This window comes from Flavobacterium gilvum (assembly GCF_001761465.1).
Taxonomy (GTDB): domain Bacteria; phylum Bacteroidota; class Bacteroidia; order Flavobacteriales; family Flavobacteriaceae; genus Flavobacterium; species Flavobacterium gilvum.
On the sequence record NZ_CP017479.1, the window covers coordinates 1,885,973 to 1,905,413 of the forward strand.

The 19,441-nt window shown below is 36.0% G+C and carries 18 protein-coding genes; 14 read left to right on the forward strand and 4 right to left on the reverse strand.

From position 1 onward, the window contains the following. Nucleotides 1-4: 4 nt before the first annotated feature. Nucleotides 5-736 carry an iron-sulfur cluster repair di-iron protein gene (gene ric, locus EM308_RS07865; protein WP_035634639.1) on the reverse strand — a complete coding sequence of 244 codons (732 nt, stop codon included), beginning with the start codon at nt 734-736 and terminating at the stop codon, nt 5-7. Between the two features lie 431 nt (nt 737-1,167). Here ric and EM308_RS07870 point away from each other — a divergent pair, with 431 nt between their 5' ends. The 12 genes from EM308_RS07870 to EM308_RS07925 all read left to right on the forward strand — a co-directional run bounded on the left by EM308_RS07870 (nt 1,168) and on the right by EM308_RS07925 (nt 12,765). Next, complete coding sequence (locus tag EM308_RS07870) at nt 1,168-1,602, forward strand: c-type cytochrome (protein ID WP_035637719.1); 435 nt, start codon at nt 1,168-1,170, stop codon at nt 1,600-1,602. Nucleotides 1,603-1,613: 11 nt separating this feature from the next. Beyond that, a complete protein-coding gene (locus tag EM308_RS07875) occupies nt 1,614-2,945 on the forward strand; it encodes a cbb3-type cytochrome c oxidase subunit I (protein WP_035637721.1) in 1,332 nt (443 codons plus the stop codon). A 218-nt stretch (nt 2,946-3,163) separates the two neighbouring features. Further along, complete coding sequence (locus EM308_RS07880; RefSeq protein WP_035637723.1) at nt 3,164-3,955, forward strand: CbbQ/NirQ/NorQ/GpvN family protein; 792 nt, start codon at nt 3,164-3,166, stop codon at nt 3,953-3,955. A 73-nt stretch (nt 3,956-4,028) separates the two neighbouring features. Then, entirely contained in the window at nt 4,029-5,804 is a 1,776-nt protein-coding gene (locus tag EM308_RS07885) for a nitric oxide reductase activation protein NorD (protein ID WP_035637745.1), read from the forward strand. 156 nt (nt 5,805-5,960) lie between these two features. Further along, nucleotides 5,961-6,926, forward strand: coding sequence for a DUF438 domain-containing protein (locus tag EM308_RS07890; RefSeq protein ID WP_035637724.1), 966 nt, complete (start codon nt 5,961-5,963; stop codon nt 6,924-6,926). A gap of 249 nt (nt 6,927-7,175) precedes the next feature. After that, entirely contained in the window at nt 7,176-7,757 is a 582-nt protein-coding gene (locus EM308_RS07895; RefSeq protein ID WP_035637747.1) for a cytochrome c oxidase subunit 3, read from the forward strand. Between the two features lie 2 nt (nt 7,758-7,759). Then, complete coding sequence (locus tag EM308_RS07900) at nt 7,760-8,002, forward strand: cytochrome C oxidase subunit IV family protein (RefSeq protein ID WP_035637726.1); 243 nt, start codon at nt 7,760-7,762, stop codon at nt 8,000-8,002. Between the two features lie 127 nt (nt 8,003-8,129). Further along, on the forward strand, nt 8,130-9,590 hold the full coding sequence (nirK, locus tag EM308_RS07905) for a copper-containing nitrite reductase (RefSeq protein WP_035637728.1): 1,461 nt from the start codon (nt 8,130-8,132) through the stop codon (nt 9,588-9,590). A gap of 30 nt (nt 9,591-9,620) precedes the next feature. After that, the gene (locus tag EM308_RS07910) at nt 9,621-9,998 is read left to right on the forward strand and encodes a c-type cytochrome (RefSeq protein WP_035637730.1); all 378 of its coding nucleotides are present in this window, start codon (nt 9,621-9,623) and stop codon (nt 9,996-9,998) included. Between the two features lie 26 nt (nt 9,999-10,024). Next, complete coding sequence (locus EM308_RS07915; RefSeq protein ID WP_035637732.1) at nt 10,025-10,789, forward strand: formylglycine-generating enzyme family protein; 765 nt, start codon at nt 10,025-10,027, stop codon at nt 10,787-10,789. 35 nt (nt 10,790-10,824) lie between these two features. Beyond that, the gene (locus EM308_RS07920) at nt 10,825-11,466 is read left to right on the forward strand and encodes an SCO family protein (RefSeq protein WP_231560018.1); all 642 of its coding nucleotides are present in this window, start codon (nt 10,825-10,827) and stop codon (nt 11,464-11,466) included. A 21-nt stretch (nt 11,467-11,487) separates the two neighbouring features. Beyond that, nucleotides 11,488-12,765 carry an alginate export family protein gene (locus EM308_RS07925; protein ID WP_035637734.1) on the forward strand — a complete coding sequence of 426 codons (1,278 nt, stop codon included), beginning with the start codon at nt 11,488-11,490 and terminating at the stop codon, nt 12,763-12,765. 79 nt (nt 12,766-12,844) lie between these two features. Here EM308_RS07925 and EM308_RS07930 read toward each other — a convergent pair whose 3' ends face one another. Together EM308_RS07930 and lysS are read right to left on the reverse strand one after the other, a co-directional pair. Then, nucleotides 12,845-13,081, reverse strand: a complete 237-nt coding sequence (locus EM308_RS07930) for a hypothetical protein (RefSeq protein WP_035637736.1) — start codon at nt 13,079-13,081, stop codon at nt 12,845-12,847. Nucleotides 13,082-13,208: 127 nt separating this feature from the next. Continuing rightward, nucleotides 13,209-14,912, reverse strand: a complete 1,704-nt coding sequence (gene lysS, locus EM308_RS07935) for a lysine--tRNA ligase (protein ID WP_035637739.1) — start codon at nt 14,910-14,912, stop codon at nt 13,209-13,211. Between the two features lie 425 nt (nt 14,913-15,337). Between lysS and lipB the strand changes: the two genes are divergently transcribed. Then, entirely contained in the window at nt 15,338-16,039 is a 702-nt protein-coding gene (lipB, locus tag EM308_RS07940; protein WP_035637741.1) for a lipoyl(octanoyl) transferase LipB, read from the forward strand. A gap of 86 nt (nt 16,040-16,125) precedes the next feature. Here lipB and EM308_RS07945 read toward each other — a convergent pair whose 3' ends face one another. Beyond that, nucleotides 16,126-16,785, reverse strand: coding sequence for a ribonuclease HII (locus tag EM308_RS07945; RefSeq protein ID WP_035637743.1), 660 nt, complete (start codon nt 16,783-16,785; stop codon nt 16,126-16,128). 622 nt (nt 16,786-17,407) lie between these two features. Here EM308_RS07945 and EM308_RS07950 point away from each other — a divergent pair. After that, complete coding sequence (locus tag EM308_RS07950) at nt 17,408-19,375, forward strand: putative porin (RefSeq protein ID WP_035639389.1); 1,968 nt, start codon at nt 17,408-17,410, stop codon at nt 19,373-19,375. Nucleotides 19,376-19,441: the final 66 nt, after the last annotated feature.

Sequence of the window (19,441 nt, forward strand, 5' to 3'; positions counted from 1 at the left end):
TTTTTTATGATTGAGACGAAAATTCTTTTTCGAGCTTGGCTGCTTTTGGAAATAAAATATTGTTTTCCAAATGAATGTGTTTGTGCAAATCCTCATCAAATTCCTGAAGCATTGCAAATGTTACTTTATAGGTGTTGCAGGCATCGGCCGGCGGTGTGTAATTGTTACTTAAAGTGGCTATTTTTCTAAAACGCTCTCCCTCAGCATCGTGTTCATGCATCATCATGGCAATTGGGTTTTCCACGGTTCCAAAATGAGGCTGTTCAATTAATTCGTCCTTAATAGTGGCGTTAACCATTTTTTTGACAAAAGGAAACAAAATCAATTCCTCTTTCTTCATGTGTTGTGCCAATTCTCCTGCACAACCCTTAAAGAGTTCGTTTATTTCTATCAACTCCGGATGATTGGCTCCGTGCACTCTGCTTAATTTGTCCAAAAACTGAAGCAGCGTTGGTGTTTTGTCTGCCACATATCGGTGATGTGTTTTCTCTATATAATCTGCCAATAAATCAATCGGCCAGGAATTAAAATCAATTCCAGAATCACTTTTTGTCGATAAAACAGTTTCAATTTCCTGTAATAATTCACTCGGTGAAATGGTCTTTTTTTCGCAAACTTCCTCTAATGTTCTGTTTCCTTTGCAGCAAAAATCAATTCCGTATTTTGAAAATAATGCTGCTGTTCTAAAATCTTTTGCTACGTATTCACCTATTGTGATTTTTTCTAAAGTTTCCATACTGTTGTTTTTTATAATTAAAATTTAGAACACAAAAATAGGTACTATTTTAATAAAAGACAAACTTATCCTTAATTAAATATATTATTTTTTTGTTAATGTAAATACTTGAATAAGAAAAGGATGAAAAACTGGGGGTTCGTTTTTTTTGCCTTTGTAATTTTACGACTAATTGAAAACTAGGAACATGATTTTTGTCATATTTTGAATATGACTTAACAACATTCTGATGTTGAAAACTTATCTTTTTGATAATTTTAAAATATGTTTTTTATATCGTATGGGGAATAGGAGTGAAAAAAATATTTTAAAATAAATGACCTATATTATAATAAAAGACAAAAATATCTTTTATATTTGCGTTTAAATAAAAGATAAATTTGTCTTTTATTTAAAATAACAATTTTATTAACCAACAAAAACAGATTATTATGCTTTCAAAATCACAAGCACGGGCATTTTTTCTGGGAGGAACATTGGTCACCTTCTTAATCTTTATAGGATTGACTATTTATTCGTTTATGCCCAGAAATGATCAAACAAATTACAAGGCCATAGACAAACAAGTAGTGAGAGGAAAAGAAATTTGGGAACACAACAACTGCATGGGGTGTCATACCATTATGGGAGAAGGAGGCTATTATGCTCCCGAACTGACCAAAGTTATTGAAAGAAGAGGCGAAGGTTATGTTAAGGCAGTATTGATGTCACCAGTACCATGGTCACCAAACGGACGAAAAATGGTTGCCTATAATATGAGTGAAAAAGACGCCGAAGCAGTTGTGGCTTACTTTAAATGGATCGGAAAGATTGATTTGAATGGCTTTGACCGTATCGTTTCTCCTTTAGCAAAAGAAAATAATTAAATTATACAAATATGAAATATAAATCACAAAAAGTAGCCTATTGGTTTTTTGCACTCTGCATGCTATTGTTCTCATTGCAAATTGTCTATGGATTTATAATGGGCTTTGACCGAATAGGAATTCAAGGGTTGCACGATATTATTCCATTTAATGTAGCAAGAGCTGTTCATACCAACTTATTGGTAGTTTGGTTGTTGACCGGTTTTATGGGAGCCGCTTATTACATCATCCCTGAGGAAGCGCAACGCGAATTAATAAGTGTGAAATGGGCTTACATACAGTTAATTTCTCTTGCGGTCGTAGGAGTAGTAGCCATTGTTGGATTCCACTTAAACCATTGGGAAGGAAGAAAGTTTCTTGAGATTCCGAGAGAATTGGATTTCTTGGTTGTTGTCAATGTTTTATTGTTTTTGGGTTTGATTCTTGGAACGCTTTTCAAAGGAAAACGTCAAACTACAACTGCATTGGTGTTATCAATGGGATTGCTGTTTGCGGCCTTATTGTACTTGCCGGGAATGATTTGGTTTGACAGTCAGGTAATGGATTCATTCTTCCGTTGGTGGGTAGTTCACCTTTGGGTCGAAGGTGTTTGGGAATTAATTATGGGAGGAATCCTTTCGTATTTATTAATCAAATTAACCGGTGTCGACAGAGAAGTAATCGAAAAATGGCTGTATGTGATCGTAGGATTGACATTCCTTTCGGGAGTTTTGGGAACAGGACACCATTATTATTATATAGGAGTAAACAAAATTTGGTTGATAGTTGGTGGAATTTTCTCGGCATTGGAACCTTTGGCTTTCCTAGCGATGGCATTATTTGCTGTAAATATGTACCGAAAAGGCGAAAAAAGTCATCCAAATAAAATTGCTCTTTTCTGGACAATCGGTTCATCTATCGTTTCATTTATTGGAGCGGGATTGCTGGGATTTGCGCACACTTTGCCACAAACCAATCTTTACACACACGGAACTTTGGTTACAGCCATGCACGGACACTACGCTTTTTGGGGTGCTTATGCAATGATTGTTTTGGCAATAATTAGTTATGCGTTGCCAAATGTAACGGGACGTAAAAGATATCAAAGTGCAACCGGAATGGCGGCTTTTTGGTTGTCCAATATCGGTATGTTGGGAATGACCGTTGCTTTTGGAGTTGCGGGAGTTGCACAAGTATATTTGGAACGAAAAATGAAAATGGAATTCATGACCGTGCAAAACGAAATCAGTATTCACTTTGTGGTATTGTTAATTTGTGCAACAATGTTCGCCACCGGAATCTGCCTTTTTGTTTACGATTTCATAAAATACGGACGTCCAACAGACGAAGCCTTGAGAGCATAAATTTAGTTCTTAGTCCTAAGTCCTTAGTGATTAGCGAAAGTCTGAAATTTTGGTTTTTCTATTCGCAAAAGAAACTAATCACTAAGGAATGACTACTAAGGACTACAGAAATAACTCAGCCTTTTTTTAACCGGAACGTTGAAATGATTGTTTTCGAACCTCCATTTCCATAAAAACGATTGTTTTGCGTTTCGGTTTTTTTCTTAAAAACAAAAAATATGTTAGCAGATACTTTAATAAGCGCGCCCTATTACCACGCCGTAGGCAAAGAAGTAGAAGTCTTTGAACATTCCTATAAAAACAAAATCCCTTTTTTGCTCAAAGGCCCAACCGGAACTGGAAAGTCCCGTTTTGTGGAGTACATGGCGCATAAATTCGAAAGAGATCTCATAACTATCAGTTGTCATGAGGAAACTTCTTCTACCGATTTGATTGGTCGATTTATCATCAAAGGAGCCGAAACGGTTTGGCTTGATGGCCCATTGACCACAGCTGTAAAGAATGGCTCTATAATCTATCTCGACGAAGTTGCCGAAGCCCGCCCCGATGTCATTGTTGCCATCCACTCCCTGACCGATCACAGACGCATTTTGTATATAGACAAGTTGGGAGAAACCATTAAGGCGCATGAAAATTTTATGCTAGTCGCTTCTTTCAACCCGGGTTATCAAAGGGGATTTAAGGAATTAAAACCCTCAACACGCCAAAGATTTATCGCTGTTTCTTTTGATTATCCGGAACCAAAAATCGAAGCTGAAATTTTGGTTAATGAAACTCAGATTGATAATGATACAGCTAAAAAGCTAGTCGCCATTGGTAACAAAATCAGGAATTTAACCGAATTGGGATTGACCGAAACGGTTTCGACACGTCTTCTCGTGGATGCCGCCAAAATCATTCACAGCGGATTACCAAAACGATTGGCGGTTCATGTAGCGGTTGTAGAACCTTTGACAGATGACTTACAAACATTGGAAGCATTGAAAGATTTGTGCAATTTAATGATATAGAAATGTTTATTGTTTGTTGTTCATAGTTTATGGAAACAACAAACCATTAACTAATAACCATAAACTTTTTTTGATGGGTTTCGAGATAGATGAATATTTAGTTGGGAAGTTTTTCAAGCATTTGAAAAAAAGAAAAAAAATAAGTCCCGAAATAGAAGCCAGAACGGTTGCGCTTGCTGACATCAAATCGCGTCTGACTATTATGGCACGTGCTTTGACAGGGAACGCCATCGAAATATTTCCCGCTGAAAGGGAAGGAGGGTATAAAAACAATAATTTTTTCCTTCCGATTTCCTTTGCCGAATTCCCAACATTGGAGGAGAATCTTATTTTCTATCATTTTAGAATTCTGTATTTAAGCGTACAACAACGTCTGAATTTTAATTGGACTGTTGATGAGGTTGAACCTGATTTGGTGGTTTCGCAACAAAAAGCTTTGGAAACTTCGGAAGAAATTCTCTCGGTTTTATTTCAGGAATTTTCTATTAGTGAAGAGTTTTTGGCGAATGCCAAAAAACATTTTATTCAAAAAAAAGAATCTAAACAAGAACCCGATTTTTCGTGGCTTTTTGGAAAATGGATGAAAAATGAAGTGGAAATCGATAGCGAGAATGTGTTGCAAAACTTCTCGGATAAAACTAAAAAACCAAACGATATTCAGCCATTAACAACGCTTAAAGCAAAAGCCGTTGAGGAAGTTATAACCGTGGAAGTTGACAAAAAACAACAGGAAGATTATGTAATGTTGCACAATTTTGAAAAAGTGGAAACAGCACAGGAGTTTAACGGTAATTGGCGTGATTTTGACGGGTCGGATGAACTAGAAGATCATCAGGATGCATTGGATGAACTGAATATGAAATTTACTGTTCGTGTTGACGACACGGCACATTCGGTTTATCAGGCCGATTTTATGGAAAACACCACGATTTCTGAAAGTGCTGCTGTGGATGAAAAAGGGTTTCATCATAGTTACGATGAATGGGATTTTACCAAAAACAGCTATAAAGAAAATTTTTGTAAAGTATATCCAAAATTGCAACTAAAAACGGATAGCGATTATTATAGAAAAACGCTTGTAAAGAATGCATCAACTTTGATGGGATTGCGTAAAATGTTGACCAACGTCAACAATAAAATGCAACAGCAAAAAAGGCAAACCCAAGGTGATGAATTTGACATTGATGCCATAACCGATTTGTATGTCGATGTACACTCGAGAAGAACGCCATCGGATAAAATCTATATTTCAAACCGAAAAAAAGAGAAGGATTTGTCGATTCTGATTCTGTTGGATATCAGTCTTTCAAGCGACGGTTATGCAGCCGGGAACCGTGTGATTGATGTTGAAAAAGAAGTTTCGATTTTGTTTGGTGAAATCCTAAACGAGTTCAATATCGATTTTTCGATCGATAGTTTTTACTCGAAAACCCGAAATTATTCGACTTATTTGACCATCAAAGATTTTGACGAAAACTGGAATGTTGCCAAACACAAAGTTGGTGCTGTAGAACCTAGTGGTTATACAAGAATTGGAGCTGCTTTGCGCCATGCAGGAATGTGTCTCGAGAAGCGAAGTACCAAAAACAAATGGGTCATTTTGATTTCGGATGGGAAACCCAATGATTATGATAAATACGAAGGAAAATATGGAATCAATGATGTAAAACAAGCGCTTCGCGAACTCAATTCGAAAAACATCAATTCCTATGCATTGGCAATCGAAGCCGAAGCTAAATATTATCTGCCACAAATGTTTGGGCAAAACCACTATCAGATTTTAACAACTCCCGTTGAGTTGTTGCAATCTTTAGTTAAATTATATGAAAAGATAAAACATCAAAAATAATACAATAGCCATTTTTTTTGAACCATTAAGGAATTAAGTTTCATTAAGATAAAAATTGGGGATTCAAAAAAGTAATCAAAACTTAATTTTTCTTAATCTCTTAATGGTGAAAAATTTTTAGAAAAAGTAAATGGTTCAAAATAAAATTTAATTAAAATGACAGAAACAGTTCAAGATGTAGTATTGCCAGAAGGTCATCCCGTTTGGATTTACTTTCAGGAAAAAGAATTAATAGAGTCTCTTTTGAAAGAGCTAAAAAGCGTTAATCCATTGATTGATTTGCCAAAATACACCAATATATTCAACCAGCTACTTACAATTGAGAAACGATTTGCCCGAAAAGAAAATCAGCTTTTTCCTTTTTTGGAGAAAAAAGGCTGGACAGGACCTTCACAGGGAATGTGGTCGTTTCATGATAATTTGAGAGAGCAATTCCGTTTGATTCAGTATTACCTAAAAATGAATAATTCTGAAAAAATTGAAACAAACACCACTTTCTTGGTGGACGGAATTTATAGATTGATGGGAGTAGAAGAAAGTGTTTTGTTTCCAAATGCATTGAGCCTTCTTACTCAAAGCGATTGGATTGAGATGCGAAAAGGCGAAGAAGAAATTGGTTGGATGTTGTCAGAAATGCCACCGCCTTTTCCGGCAGCGGAATATATCCATCCAAGTGAAGACTTCACGGTAAGAGAATTGCCTTTTACATTAGAAAATAAATCACATTTTGATGAAGGATACATGACAGTAGAACAGGTGAATCTGCTTTTCAGAACCATGCCGGTGGATTTGACTTATGTTGACGAAAACGACAGGGTGATTTTCTACAACAGAGGCGAAGAGCGCGTGTTTCCTAGAAGTGCCGGAATCATTGGCAGAGAAGTGAAGTTTTGTCATCCACCAAAAAGCGTGGGTACAGTTCTTAAAATTTTGGAAGAATTCCGAAAAGGAACTCAAAATGAATCTTCGTTTTGGATTAACTACAAAGACCGCCTTATTTATATCCGTTATTTTGCCGTAAGGGATGCCAATAAAAATTACAAAGGCGTAATCGAAATGTCTCAGGACATTACTGATATCAAGAAAATTGAAGGCGAAAAACGATTGCTGGATTGGGAATAGAAAGATTTCTGATTTTAGATTAACGATTTTTGATTTTTTGCACAATCTTGTCATTCCGACGGAGGAGGAATCTCCGTAAGTGACTCCGCGATCAAAGTTCATAATCTTTGGCGATCTAGGACTTGAGATTCTTCCTCCGTCGGAATGACAAGTTTACGTATTGTTGAAACGCAAGAAAGTCATTAATTAATTCTAAACCCATTGCCCAAGGTTTCAAGTTTGGGAACTGAAGAAATTGAAAAAATAATTATGAATACCATAAAAATAAACTACAAAAACATCTACTATCCCCCAGGAGGAATCCTGATGTGGATAATCATTTTCTTGGAACTCATTACTTTCGGGATGGCATTGGTAGCATTCGTATATTACGGAAACGAAAATCCAACTGTATTTCATCAGTCCAGAATGGAATTGAATACTGTTTTTGGTGCGGTAAATACTGTTTTCTTATTGACAAGCGGATTTTTTATGGCCAATGCAGTGCATTTGTTTAAGGAAAATGTAGTTCAAAAATCATCAGTATATTTTAAGTTGGCTATGTTGGGAGGATTTCTATTCCTGGCACTTAAGAGCGTCGAATATTATCATAAAATTGAAATCGGTATTTCATTGGACACCAATATGTTTTACACCTTTTATTGGTTGTTGACGGGATTTCATGTTATACATGTGATTATCGGTTTGGTCATTTTGGGTTGGACAAATTATGGAATGATGAAAAAAGATTCCGATTCAACATTGGAAGACATTGAAGCCAGCGCTGCATTTTGGCATATGTGCGATTTGATTTGGCTCCTTTTATTTCCGGTACTTTATTTATTTTTTTAAAAATGAAAAAAACATTAATTTTAATATTCGTTTTGTTGATTGCATTAACTGTTGCAACGGCTTGTATTTCTGGATTTTCTACTGTTTCTGGAGTTGTTGGTATCATGATAATGATTTTCGCCGCACTTAAATTCTTGTTGGTGGCTTTTCAATTTATGGAATTAAAAAAGGCACATGGATTTTGGAAAATAAGTTTACTACTGACTTTAGGGATACTTATTGTTTTGATTATTGTGATAAAGTAGAAAATCTTAAACAAAAGTCCAGAAATATGATATTTGTCATAATTTTTTAGTAAGGCTTATTTTATTTTTACGTTATAAAAGACATTCGTATCCTTAATAAGATAACTATCTAAACTCAATAAATAAAATGAAAAAGAAAATCAATTTTAGAAATTGTTTTGGCGTAAAAATGTTTGCGTTACTTGTTGCGGTCAGCATTTTTTCCTGTGCCAAAAAAGAAGAAAATCATGATGCCGATTATTATGAAAAAATTAAAGTAGAAGGCCAAAAAGAAGCCGAATTGACTCCGCCACCATTAGTTCCGAAACCGGTTGGTGACCGCCCTGCGATGAAATTAGTCGTAAACATGGAAATCAAAGAAGAAGAAGGCGAAATGGTTGATGGAACTAAATATATTTATTGGACTTTCGGAGGTTCTGTGCCGGGAAGTTTCATCAGAACAAGAGTGGGTGATGAAGTAGAATTTCACTTAAAAAACCATCCGGATAATAAATTACCTCACAACATCGATTTGCATGCCGTAACTGGACAAGGCGGAGGAGCTGCTTCATCAATTGTGGCACCTGGACATGAAAAAGTATTTAATTTCAAAGTGTTAAATCCGGGATTGTATGTGTACCATTGCGCCACTGCGCCTGTTGGTATGCACATTGCAAACGGGATGTACGGTTTGATTCTGGTAGAGCCAGAAGGAGGTTTGCCACCGGTTGACAAAGAATTCTACGTGATGCAGGGTGATTTTTATACCAAAGGAGCCTATGGTGAGCAAGGTGTTCAGCCTTTTGATATGAACAAAGCCCTAAAAGAAGAACCGGATTATGTAGTTTTCAATGGTAAAGTAGGGGCAATCGCTGGGGATAATGCGCTTACTGCCAAAGTAGGAGAAACTATTCGTATCTATATGGGTAATGGTGGACCAAATTTAGTTTCGTCATTCCATGTTATCGGTGAAATATTTGATAAGGTGCATATTGAAGGAGGCGACATGGTTAACAAAAATGTTCAGACAACAATGATTCCTGCTGGAGGTTCTGCAATTGTAGAGTTTAAAGTGGATGTGCCAGGAACATTTATTTTGGTGGATCACTCTATTTTCAGAGCATTTAATAAAGGAGCTTTAGGAATGTTAAAAGTTACAGGTGAAGAAAATAAAAAAATCTATTCAGGTACAACACAAGAAGGAATTTATTTGCCTGAAGGCGGAAATATTCAGAATATGCCTGAAGGCAAAAAAGAAGTAAAATCTACTGTTGCCAAAACGGTCCCTGAACAAATTAAATCAGGAAAAGCAATCTTTGGAACAACTTGTTTCGCTTGTCACCAATCTGAAGGACAAGGAGTACCAAATGCTTTCCCTCCATTGGCAAAATCTGATTTCTTGAATGCCAATCCAAGCAGAGCCATACAGGTTGTTATAAAAGGATTAAGCGGAGAAATTACCGTAAATGGCAAGAAAATTAACAGTGTAATGCCAAGTCAAAATCTCTCTGATGATGAAATTGCAGATGTTCTGACTTATGTTTACAGCAGTTGGGGCAATAATAAAACAGTAGTAACACCAGCAATGGTTAAAGCGCAAAGAAAATAATAAACACAATTTTTTAATATTTTAGAAGTCATGAAAAAATACATTTTAGGTATAGCATTGATCGGATTAAGTCTGAAAGGGTTTAGTCAGGATGTAAACAAAGGTAAAGGCGTTTATTCCAAAACCTGTATCGCTTGTCATCAGGCTACGGGAGTTGGTGTTCCGGGAGCTTTTCCTCCGTTGGCAAAATCTGATTATTTAAATGCAGATGTGAATCGTGCCATTAAGCAGGTAATCAAAGGATCTAGTGCCCCGATAACCGTAAACGGGAAAAAGTATACTACAGCTATGCCTCCACAGGCCTTGAGTGACCAACAAATTGCAGACGTACTTACTTATGTATATTCAAGTTGGGGAAATAGCAAAAAAGTAATAACTGTAGCTATGGTGAAAGCCCAAAGAAAATAATAAAAACTAAAGCAAAAAGAATCGAAATGTTTCCATTAAAAAAAATAACAACTTCCTTTTTATTGATGATAAACTGCATTCTTTTTGCTCAGGAAGTCAAAATGGCAACTATAAATGGGGGGACTTTTGTCCCCCTTTATGGTGCTACTGTCCAAAAGCCTGTCAAGGTGTCTCCTTTTAAAATAGATGTATATCCGGTTACTAATGCAGAATATCTTACTTTTGTTAAAAAATACCCAGAATACAGCCGTTCCAAAATTAAAGGGCTTTTTGCCGATAAAAGTTATCTTACTCAATGGGAAAGTGATTTCAGTTATGGAAAAAATAATTTGAGTAATGCTCCTGTAACCAATGTTTCCTGGTTTGCTGCCAAGAAATATTGTGAGTGCCAAGGAAAAAGATTGCCCTCTATGGACGAATGGGAGTATGTGGCTATGGCCGATGAAAAACGATCAGATGCCCGTACAAAAGAAGAATTCAATAGATACATTTTGTCTTGGTATGAGAAGCCTAAAACGTATTCGAATCCGGTTGGACAGACCTTCAAAAATTATTGGGGAGTCTATGATATGCACGGTTTGGTTTGGGAATGGACAGCAGACTTCAATAGTATTTTTCTTTCGGGGGAATCTAGAAAAGACAAAGACACCGATAAGAATCTCTTTTGCGGAAGCGGATCAGTTAATGCAACCGATCTGATGAATTATGCCGCTTTTATGCGTTATGCTTTCAGAGGTAGTTTGAAAGCCAATTATACTACTAAAAATTTAGGTTTTAGATGTGCCAAATAATGGTAATTTTTGAAATCCAACCAAAACCAAATAAAATGAAATTTGATTTAGCCATAAAAGAAAAGAAAATCCTAAAAATGGGATGGTCTTACATTCTTTTTTTACCCGTTTTTTTAATCTTTTTTTCGCTTCAAAGCTGTAATAAAAAAGAAACTGTGGTCAAAGACAAGCCTATTTCTGATTTGTCTATTTATAATTTGCCTTCCAAATGGACTACACAAAATGGTCAGAATATTGAACTGAAAGAGTTGAGAGGAAAAGTTTTGGTCATGGTAATGATTTACACGTCTTGTAAAGCCGCTTGTCCCCGTTTGGTGGCAGATATGAGGAATATTGAATCCCGATTGCCAGATGATGTTAAGGAAAATGTCAAATTGGTAATGGTAAGTATTGATCCCGAAACGGATACCCCAAAACGGTTAAAAACCTTTTCGATTGACAACAAAATGGAAGGTGATCAATGGTTGTTTTTGCGTTCAACGGAAGAAAATACAAGGGAGTTTGCAGCTGTTTTGGCCGTTAATTATAAAAAAATATCTCCGATGGATTTTTCCCATTCCAATATCATAAGCGTGTTTAATGCAGAAGGAGAATTGGCTTATCAGCAAGAAGGATTGGGAGTAAATTCAGATGAAACGATCAAAAAAATTACAGAAGAAGCAGCGAAACTAAACTAAAACTAACTAAAATTTCAATAAATGAAACTATTTAAAATGATGGTACTGGCCGTTGGATTACTGGCCGGAGGTACTGTTTTTGCACAAGAATTTGATGCCAATTTACAAATCAAACCCCGTTACGAATTTAGAAACGGATATAAAGCGCCAATTCCTCATGGAGAAACTCCCGGACAATTTATTTCATCAAGATCACGTTTGAATTTGAATTTCAAACAAGATCAATTTGTTACCAAATTTACGATTCAAAATGTACGCGTTTGGGGAGATGTAGCCACAAATGCAAAATCAGATGTAAATGGTATTCAGGTATTCGAAGCTTGGGCGCAATACAATTTCAACGATAAATGGAGTACCCGTTTAGGCCGTCAGGTGATTTCGTACGACAATCAGCGTATTCTTGGGGAAGCCGACTGGGGTATGCAAGCGCAAAGTCATGATGCGGCATTGGTTTCGTACAAGAACAAAAAAAGCCAATTGGATGTTGCGTTTTCCTATAGTGCGAATGCAGAAACCGATATCGCTACACCTTATACAGTTGCTAATTACAAGACGATGCAATATGCCTGGTATCATAATGAGTTTGGGAAATTAAACATGAGTTTGTTGTTTTTGAATACTGGTTATGAAAATAAATTGACGCCTCCAATTCCAACCCCGACACCGGAATTAAAAGTGGATTATATGCAGACATTTGGAACCTATATGAATTCCAAAGGTAAATCTTGGGACGGAAATTTATGGTTCTACGGACAAACTGGAAAAAGCAATACTTATAACGTAAGTGCTTTTGATGCCGCACTTAATTTTAATTATGCTTTGACCGATAAGTTTAAAGCAGGTCTTGGTTATGAATACCTGTCAGGAAAAAGCCAATCAGATAAAAGCACTGACATAAAATCGTTCTATCCACTCTTTGGAACCAACCACGGATTCAATGGTTATATGGACTATTTCTACGTTGGAAACCACAGGAATTCAGTAGGACTTCAGGATGCGTTTTTGAAATTTGGTTATAATGTAAATAAATGGCAGTTTGCTTTGTTACCACATATTTTCAATTCAGCGAACACCGTTTTGGATGCTACCGGAAACAAAATGGACAACTATCTTGGAACCGAAATTGATTTAACTTTTGGGTATGCTGTTCATAAATTTGTAAATGTGACAGGTGGTTATTCACAAATGTTTGCCTCAGATACCATGCAAAGACTCAAAGGAGGCGATGTTGATCATACCAACAATTGGGCTTGGTTGTGTGTAAATGTGAATCCTCAGGTTTTTTCTTATAAAAAATAATTATTAATTTACTTTTATTGAAAAAGGGAGCTTCGATTTTGGAGCTCCTTTTTTTGTTGGGTTTTATAATTTTTAAGGTTTACAGTTCAGTAATCCAATCTGAATCTTCTTTGGTGAGTTGTTCTTCAGAAAAGGCATTTTTAAATGTTAAGTCTTTATCTATTTCTCTTACCATTTCCAATTCATTTTCATTTAAGTGTTTAATTTCATTCGGATTCTCCGGTTGAAGAAAATTCATTATCTGCTTTAGCAAATCAACATCATCAACAGATTTTATTTTGTCGATTATTTTTTGTTTTAATTCTAAAGTATTCATAACGTGTAGTTTTGAATACTAAAGTTACGAAAAATAGAAGAGGGTTGTTTGGTTAGGGACGATGTTTTTGAATAAAAAAAGGAACTCCGTAATGAAGTTCCTTTTTGATATTGTCCATTTAATATATTTACTCCACCAATTCCATTACCTTGCTTTCGCCGTCAACACTTACTTTAATCAAGTTGTTTTTGGCTAAACCTTTGGTAGCAACATCCCATTTCTTACCGCTTAAGGCAGCAGTAACTTTTAGTTGCGCTAAATCCATCTTATTTTCATTTGCTTTAAGTAAAGCAATGATTAATTTCTCTTCTTCAGACAATTCAATCTGAATTTGTTTTTTCTCTGGACGCATCTGCGGGAAAAACAACACTTCCTGAATAGAAGCATTGTTGGTCAAGAACATCATCAAACGATCCATTCCAATTCCTAAACCTGATGTTGGAGGCATACCGTATTCTAAAGCTCTTAGGAAATCCTCGTCGATAGTTCCGGTAGCTTCATCATCTCCTTTTTCAGACAGACGAAGTTGGTCTTCAAAACGCTCTCTTTGGTCAATTGGGTCGTTCAATTCAGAGTAAGCATTGGCAACTTCTTTACCACAAACCATCAATTCAAAACGTTCCGTCAAATCCGGATTGTCACGATGCTCTTTACAAAGAGGTGACATTTCCTTTGGATAATCCGTTATGAAAGTTGGCTGAATATAATTCCCTTCGCATTTCGCTCCAAAAATCTCATCAATCAATTTTCCTTTACCCATTGTTTCGTCGACTTCAATTCCCATTCCTTTGGCAGCTTCAAAAAGTTCAGCTTCCGTTTTTCCGGAAATATCAAAACCAGTAAAATGTTTGATAGAATCTGTCATTGTAACACGTGCATACGGCGCTTTGAAACTGATTTTGTGTTCGCCAAAAGTAACATCGCTCGTACCGTTTACCGACACAGCGCAATGCTCCAAAAGCCTTTCGGTGAAATCCATCATCCAATTGTAGTCTTTGTAGGCTACATATATTTCCATAGCGGTAAATTCCGGGTTGTGCGTTCTGTCCATTCCTTCGTTACGGAAGTTTTTCGAAAACTCATACACACCGTCAAATCCACCTACGATTAATCTTTTTAAATACAATTCGTTGGCAATACGCATATATAGCGGAATGTCAAGTGAGTTGTGGTGCGTGATAAAAGGTCTCGCTGCAGCACCACCAGGAATCGATTGCAAAACTGGAGTTTCTACTTCAAGATAACCCGCATCATTAAAGAAACCACGCATTGCATTAAACAATTTGGTTCTTTTGATAAAAGTTTCTTTCACTTGTGGGTTCACGGTCAAATCCACATAACGCATTCTGTAGCGCAATTCAGCGTCGTTAAAGGCGTCATACACTTTTCCGTCCTCATCTGTTTTTGGCAACGGCAACGGACGCAAAGTTTTGCTCAAAAATGTAAAACCACTCACACGGATACATTTTGCACCAACCTGAGTCGTAAACAATTCTCCTTCAATACCAATAAAATCGCCCAAATCGGTCAATTTCTTGAAAACCTGATTGTACAAAGTTTTATCATCGCCTTCACACAAAACGTCACGATTCACGTACATTTGAATACGCCCTTCGCTATCCTGCAACTCGGCAAAACAAGCTTTTCCTTGATCTCTCACACTCATCAAACGTCCGGCAACAATAACCTTCTTGCCTTCCTCAAAATTTTCTTTTACTTGCTTAGAAGTATGATTTACAGGAAAAAGGTTAGCAGGATAAGGGTTAATTCCCAAATTGCGTAAGTTTTGAAGTTTTTCTCTACGGATGATTTCTTGTTCGGATAATGCCATTACGTTCTGATTTTTAAGTCCGCAAAGATAGTCTTTATGTGCTAAAATTGCAAAACCCTAAAAATGATTTTTTAGCTCCCTCTCGACAGGAGAGGGCGGGGGGTGAGGTTGATTTTTTGGAGCAGAATTTTTCGTGTTTTAAAGACCATTCCTCCCGCTATTCGTTTCAATCTTGTGGCCCGAACACCGGGCCACAAGGATTTTCACTTCTATCGGGGCTATTTTACAAGTTTATTTTTGTAGGATATTTGTTAAAGCGCGTTTCCTAACAGGTTTCCAAAAACCTGTTAGGTATTGTCATTCTTTAGTTTATTGAAGATATTAAACCTAACAGGTTTTTGGAAACCTGTTAGGATGAAATAAACATTTGTACATTTGCAAAAATAAATCTTAGAATCTTAGATTCTCAGCATCTCAGAAAAAAAATGAACAAAACCATCCAACTTCAAGATTTAGGAAATAAAGATTACCAAGAAACGTGGGCTTATCAGGAAGAACTGTTCAAGGAAATTGTCGATTTGAAGATTCAAAACAGGAAGGACGAAACCACTCTTGCAACTCCCAATTATTTTCTTTTTGTAGAGCATCCTCATGTTTATACCTTAGGGAAAAGCGGAGATTTCAGTAATTTGCTTTTATCTGAACAGCAGTTGGAAGCCAAAGGAGCTACTTTTTACAAAATAAATCGTGGTGGCGATATTACCTATCACGGACCGGGACAAATTGTTGGTTATCCTATTTTGGACTTGGAGAATTTCTTTTCGGATATTCATAAATACCTGCGTCTTTTGGAAGAAACCATTATTCTTACTTTACAGGAATACGGATTGGAATGTGGTCGAAGCGATGGAGAAACCGGAGTTTGGCTAGGAGTTGGAACACCATTTGCCCGTAAAATTTGCGCCATGGGAGTTCGCGCTTCGCGTTGGGTAACGATGCACGGTTTTGCCCTAAACGTCAATGCCGATTTGGGTTATTTTGATAATATCATTCCGTGCGGAATCCGTGGGAAAGCTGTAACTTCTTTAAATGTTGAACTTGGTATTGATAAAGTGGATGAACAGGAAGTGAAAGAAAAAATCCTAAAACATTTTTCTCAATTATTCGAAGCGGAGTTTCTTATTTAAGATTGTTGATTAACGATTTTTGATTTCAGATGTTTGGCGTACTTGTTAATCGTTATTTTTTTATCCGTCAGTTTAGAAATCTACAATCAAAAATCTAACGTAAGTTGATCTGGTAAAAGTCTAAAACTCATTCGGTGGTATTTTGTGGAGCCGTATTTTTTGATGGCTTCGCGGTGTTCTTTTGTTGGATAGCCTTTGTTTTTTTTCCAATTGTACATGGGGAATTCTTCGTGAATTTTGTCCATATATTCATCCCGATAGGTTTTTGCCAAAATAGAAGCGGCTGCAATACTCAGGTATTTTGAATCTCCTTTGATGATGCTTTGGTTCGGGATTGATTTTAATAATTCGATTTCGGCTTTGGAAAATTGTTTTCCGAAAGTATTTTTTAAGCCCAATTTGGCATTCAAAGAACGGTTGCCATCCACGATAATAAATTCGGGAGTTTGATTCAGTTTCAAAATGCATTCCTGCATTCCTTTCATCGAAGCGTTTAGTATGTTTATTTCGTCAATTTCGTTGGGATGCAAGTGTGTCACGGCAAATGAAATGGCTTCTGCTTCTATAATAGGTCTGAGTTTTTCTCTTGCTTTTTCGGTTAGTTGCTTGCTGTCGTTTAGTATTTCGTTTTTAAAATCAATTGGCAAAATTACAGCGGCGGCGGTTACCGGACCAGCAAGACAGCCTCGTCCGGCTTCGTCGGTGCCGGTTTCAAGCAGGAAAGAGGAAAAATTATTTTGAAGCATATTGAGATTTTTTCGAGGCACAAATATTGTAATTTTTTTTTATAAATTAATTTAAGAGATTTTAGATTTTAGATTGCTTCGCCAGTTCGCCTTGCAGGCTCGTGTAACGATTGTCGATTTTTGATTTGGTGTGACTAAATTGTAGGTTCTGTATTTTACTTTTTAAATCCAAAATCAGCAATTTTTTTATTGTTTAATGACATTGCGCGACCGCTAGAGGACAATGTCATTAAGTTAAGGATAAAAACCATAGTTTTGTCATTCCGAGGCACGAGGAATCTCACTAGAGACTCACGTTATGTGATTTCTCCTCCGTCGAAATGACATAAAAAGAGCTTAACTTAATGACATTGTGCGAGAGGGATAGAAGCTAGCTACCAAAGTAGCGCGGATAGCCCGACAGCATCATGATAAAAGGGCGTATAACCGCAAAGTGAAATAGCCCTTTTATCGGGATGGTGGCTCGCCCAAATAATTTGAAAAGGAAATATTACGCTTTTCAGCAAATTTTTGTTATTGTAGTTTATTTCATAAATTGAGGTGTTTTTTTATTTATATGTTTTTATCTTTTACCTTTGCTCGGCATATCTATATAATCATTGCCTAATTATAACTTTTTCAAATGAGGATTTTCTTTTTGTCAATTTTTTTAGCTCTTCCGGTTCTTCTTTTTTCACAGCGAAAAAAGGATGTGAATAGTGCTAAAGAAATGGATTATAATACCAAATACAATTCATCGGATACCATAAAGAAGAAAAAGGCCCCGGAAGCAACTATTGATATGTATCGAATTATTTCGTTGGAAAAAGATACTACTTATATCGATACCACTCAGTCTATACGTAAAGCTTATGGTTTTAATTATTTGAGAAAAGATAATTTTGGTCTTATGAGCTTTTCTAATATTGGGGAAACCTATAATACTTTGCAATACGGACTTAATGGTTTTTCTCCTTATCCAGGGTTTGGGTTTACCGCAAAACAGTTTAATTATAGCAAGCCCGAGGAAATACGATATGCTAATGTTGCGACTCCAGTAACGGAGTTATATTTTAGGACAACTATTGTAAGAGGACAATCTACAGATGTGTTTTTTTCGTTGAATCCTTCTCCTCAATTAAATTTTTCGGTTGCCTACAGGGCATTGCGTTCCGAAGGTAGGTACATTAATCAAGAAGCCAGAACAAATAATTTTAGATTTACCGCAAGTTATAATACCAAAGACGAAAGGTATGTGTTGAAATCGCATTATGTGGCCCAAAAGATTCAGAATGAAGAAAATGGAGGTATTAGCAATGTGAGTAACTTTGAAAGTGGCGATTCTTCTTTTGACAATAGAGCACGATTGGGTGTTTATTTTGAAGATGCTATGTCTATACTTAAAGGGAAACGTTTTTTTGTTGACCAAACTTTTAGGATAAATCCAAAAAAAGGAGAGAATAATTTGTATGTTACGGAACAGTTTAATTACGAAACTATTTTTTTTAATTATTCACAACAAACGATAGCTTCGAATGTTGGTGGTGAAATTGTGGATCGTTTTGGTGAAAGTTTTGTGACTAGCGGGATGAACGACAGAACTACTTATAATAAGGTTTACAACAGGCTAGGGGCGGTGTATGAAAACATGACACTAGGTTCTTTTACTTTTTTTGTTGATGATTTACATTCCAATTATTTTTATAATAATATATTGTATTTTGACTCGGAAACGGTGCCTAATCTATTGAGTCAAGCCATTAATGATATTGGAGGGCAATACAATTACCGCAAGGACAAATGGAATGGGAAATTTTCATATTCGAAATCGATTACCAATCAAAATTTATCAAATCTTGACGCGTCGGCGATATATGATTTGAATGACGAAAATCAAATTTCGTTTCGTTATCAAAACATGAACCGATTGCCTAACAATAATTATAATCTGTACCAAAGCAGTTATAAAAAATACAATTGGTCCAATGATTTTGTAAACGAAAAATTAAATTCTATCAGTGTTAATGCTGATACCAAATGGGTTTCTTTGTCCCTACAATATAATTCGATAAAAGATTATTTGTATTTTGCTGATATTTCTACGGACGCTGAAAGAGCTGCCAAAACGCAAATTGTTGCTCCGTCACAATACGGACAGATAATTAATTATGCTTCGTTGAAGGTTGCGAGAGAGTTTGTTGTGGGTAAATTTGCATTGGATAATACTTTATTGTTTCAAAAAGTGGATCAGTCTAATAATGTTTTGAATGTACCGGAATTTGTAACCCGAAACACCTTGTATTATACAGACAAGATTTTTAATAAAAAATTATTTTTTCAAACGGGAATAGAATTCAATTATTTCTCAAGCTACTACAGTAATAGTTACAATCCATTGGTTGGAGAGTTTTTTGTACAGGATAAAGTAAAAATTGGGAATTTTCCATTGGTTGATTATTTTATCAATGCAAAAATTCAACGCACCAGATTTTATCTCAAAGCGGAACACCTAAATTCGTTGTTTTCAAAAAGTAACTATTTTTCTGCACCCGATTATCCGTATCGTGATTTCTTAATTCGTTTTGGATTAGTTTGGAATTTCTTCAATTAATTTGGAACTTAGTGTTTTAAATTATTATTGAAATTATGATTATCTTTACTTTGTATATTAACTATA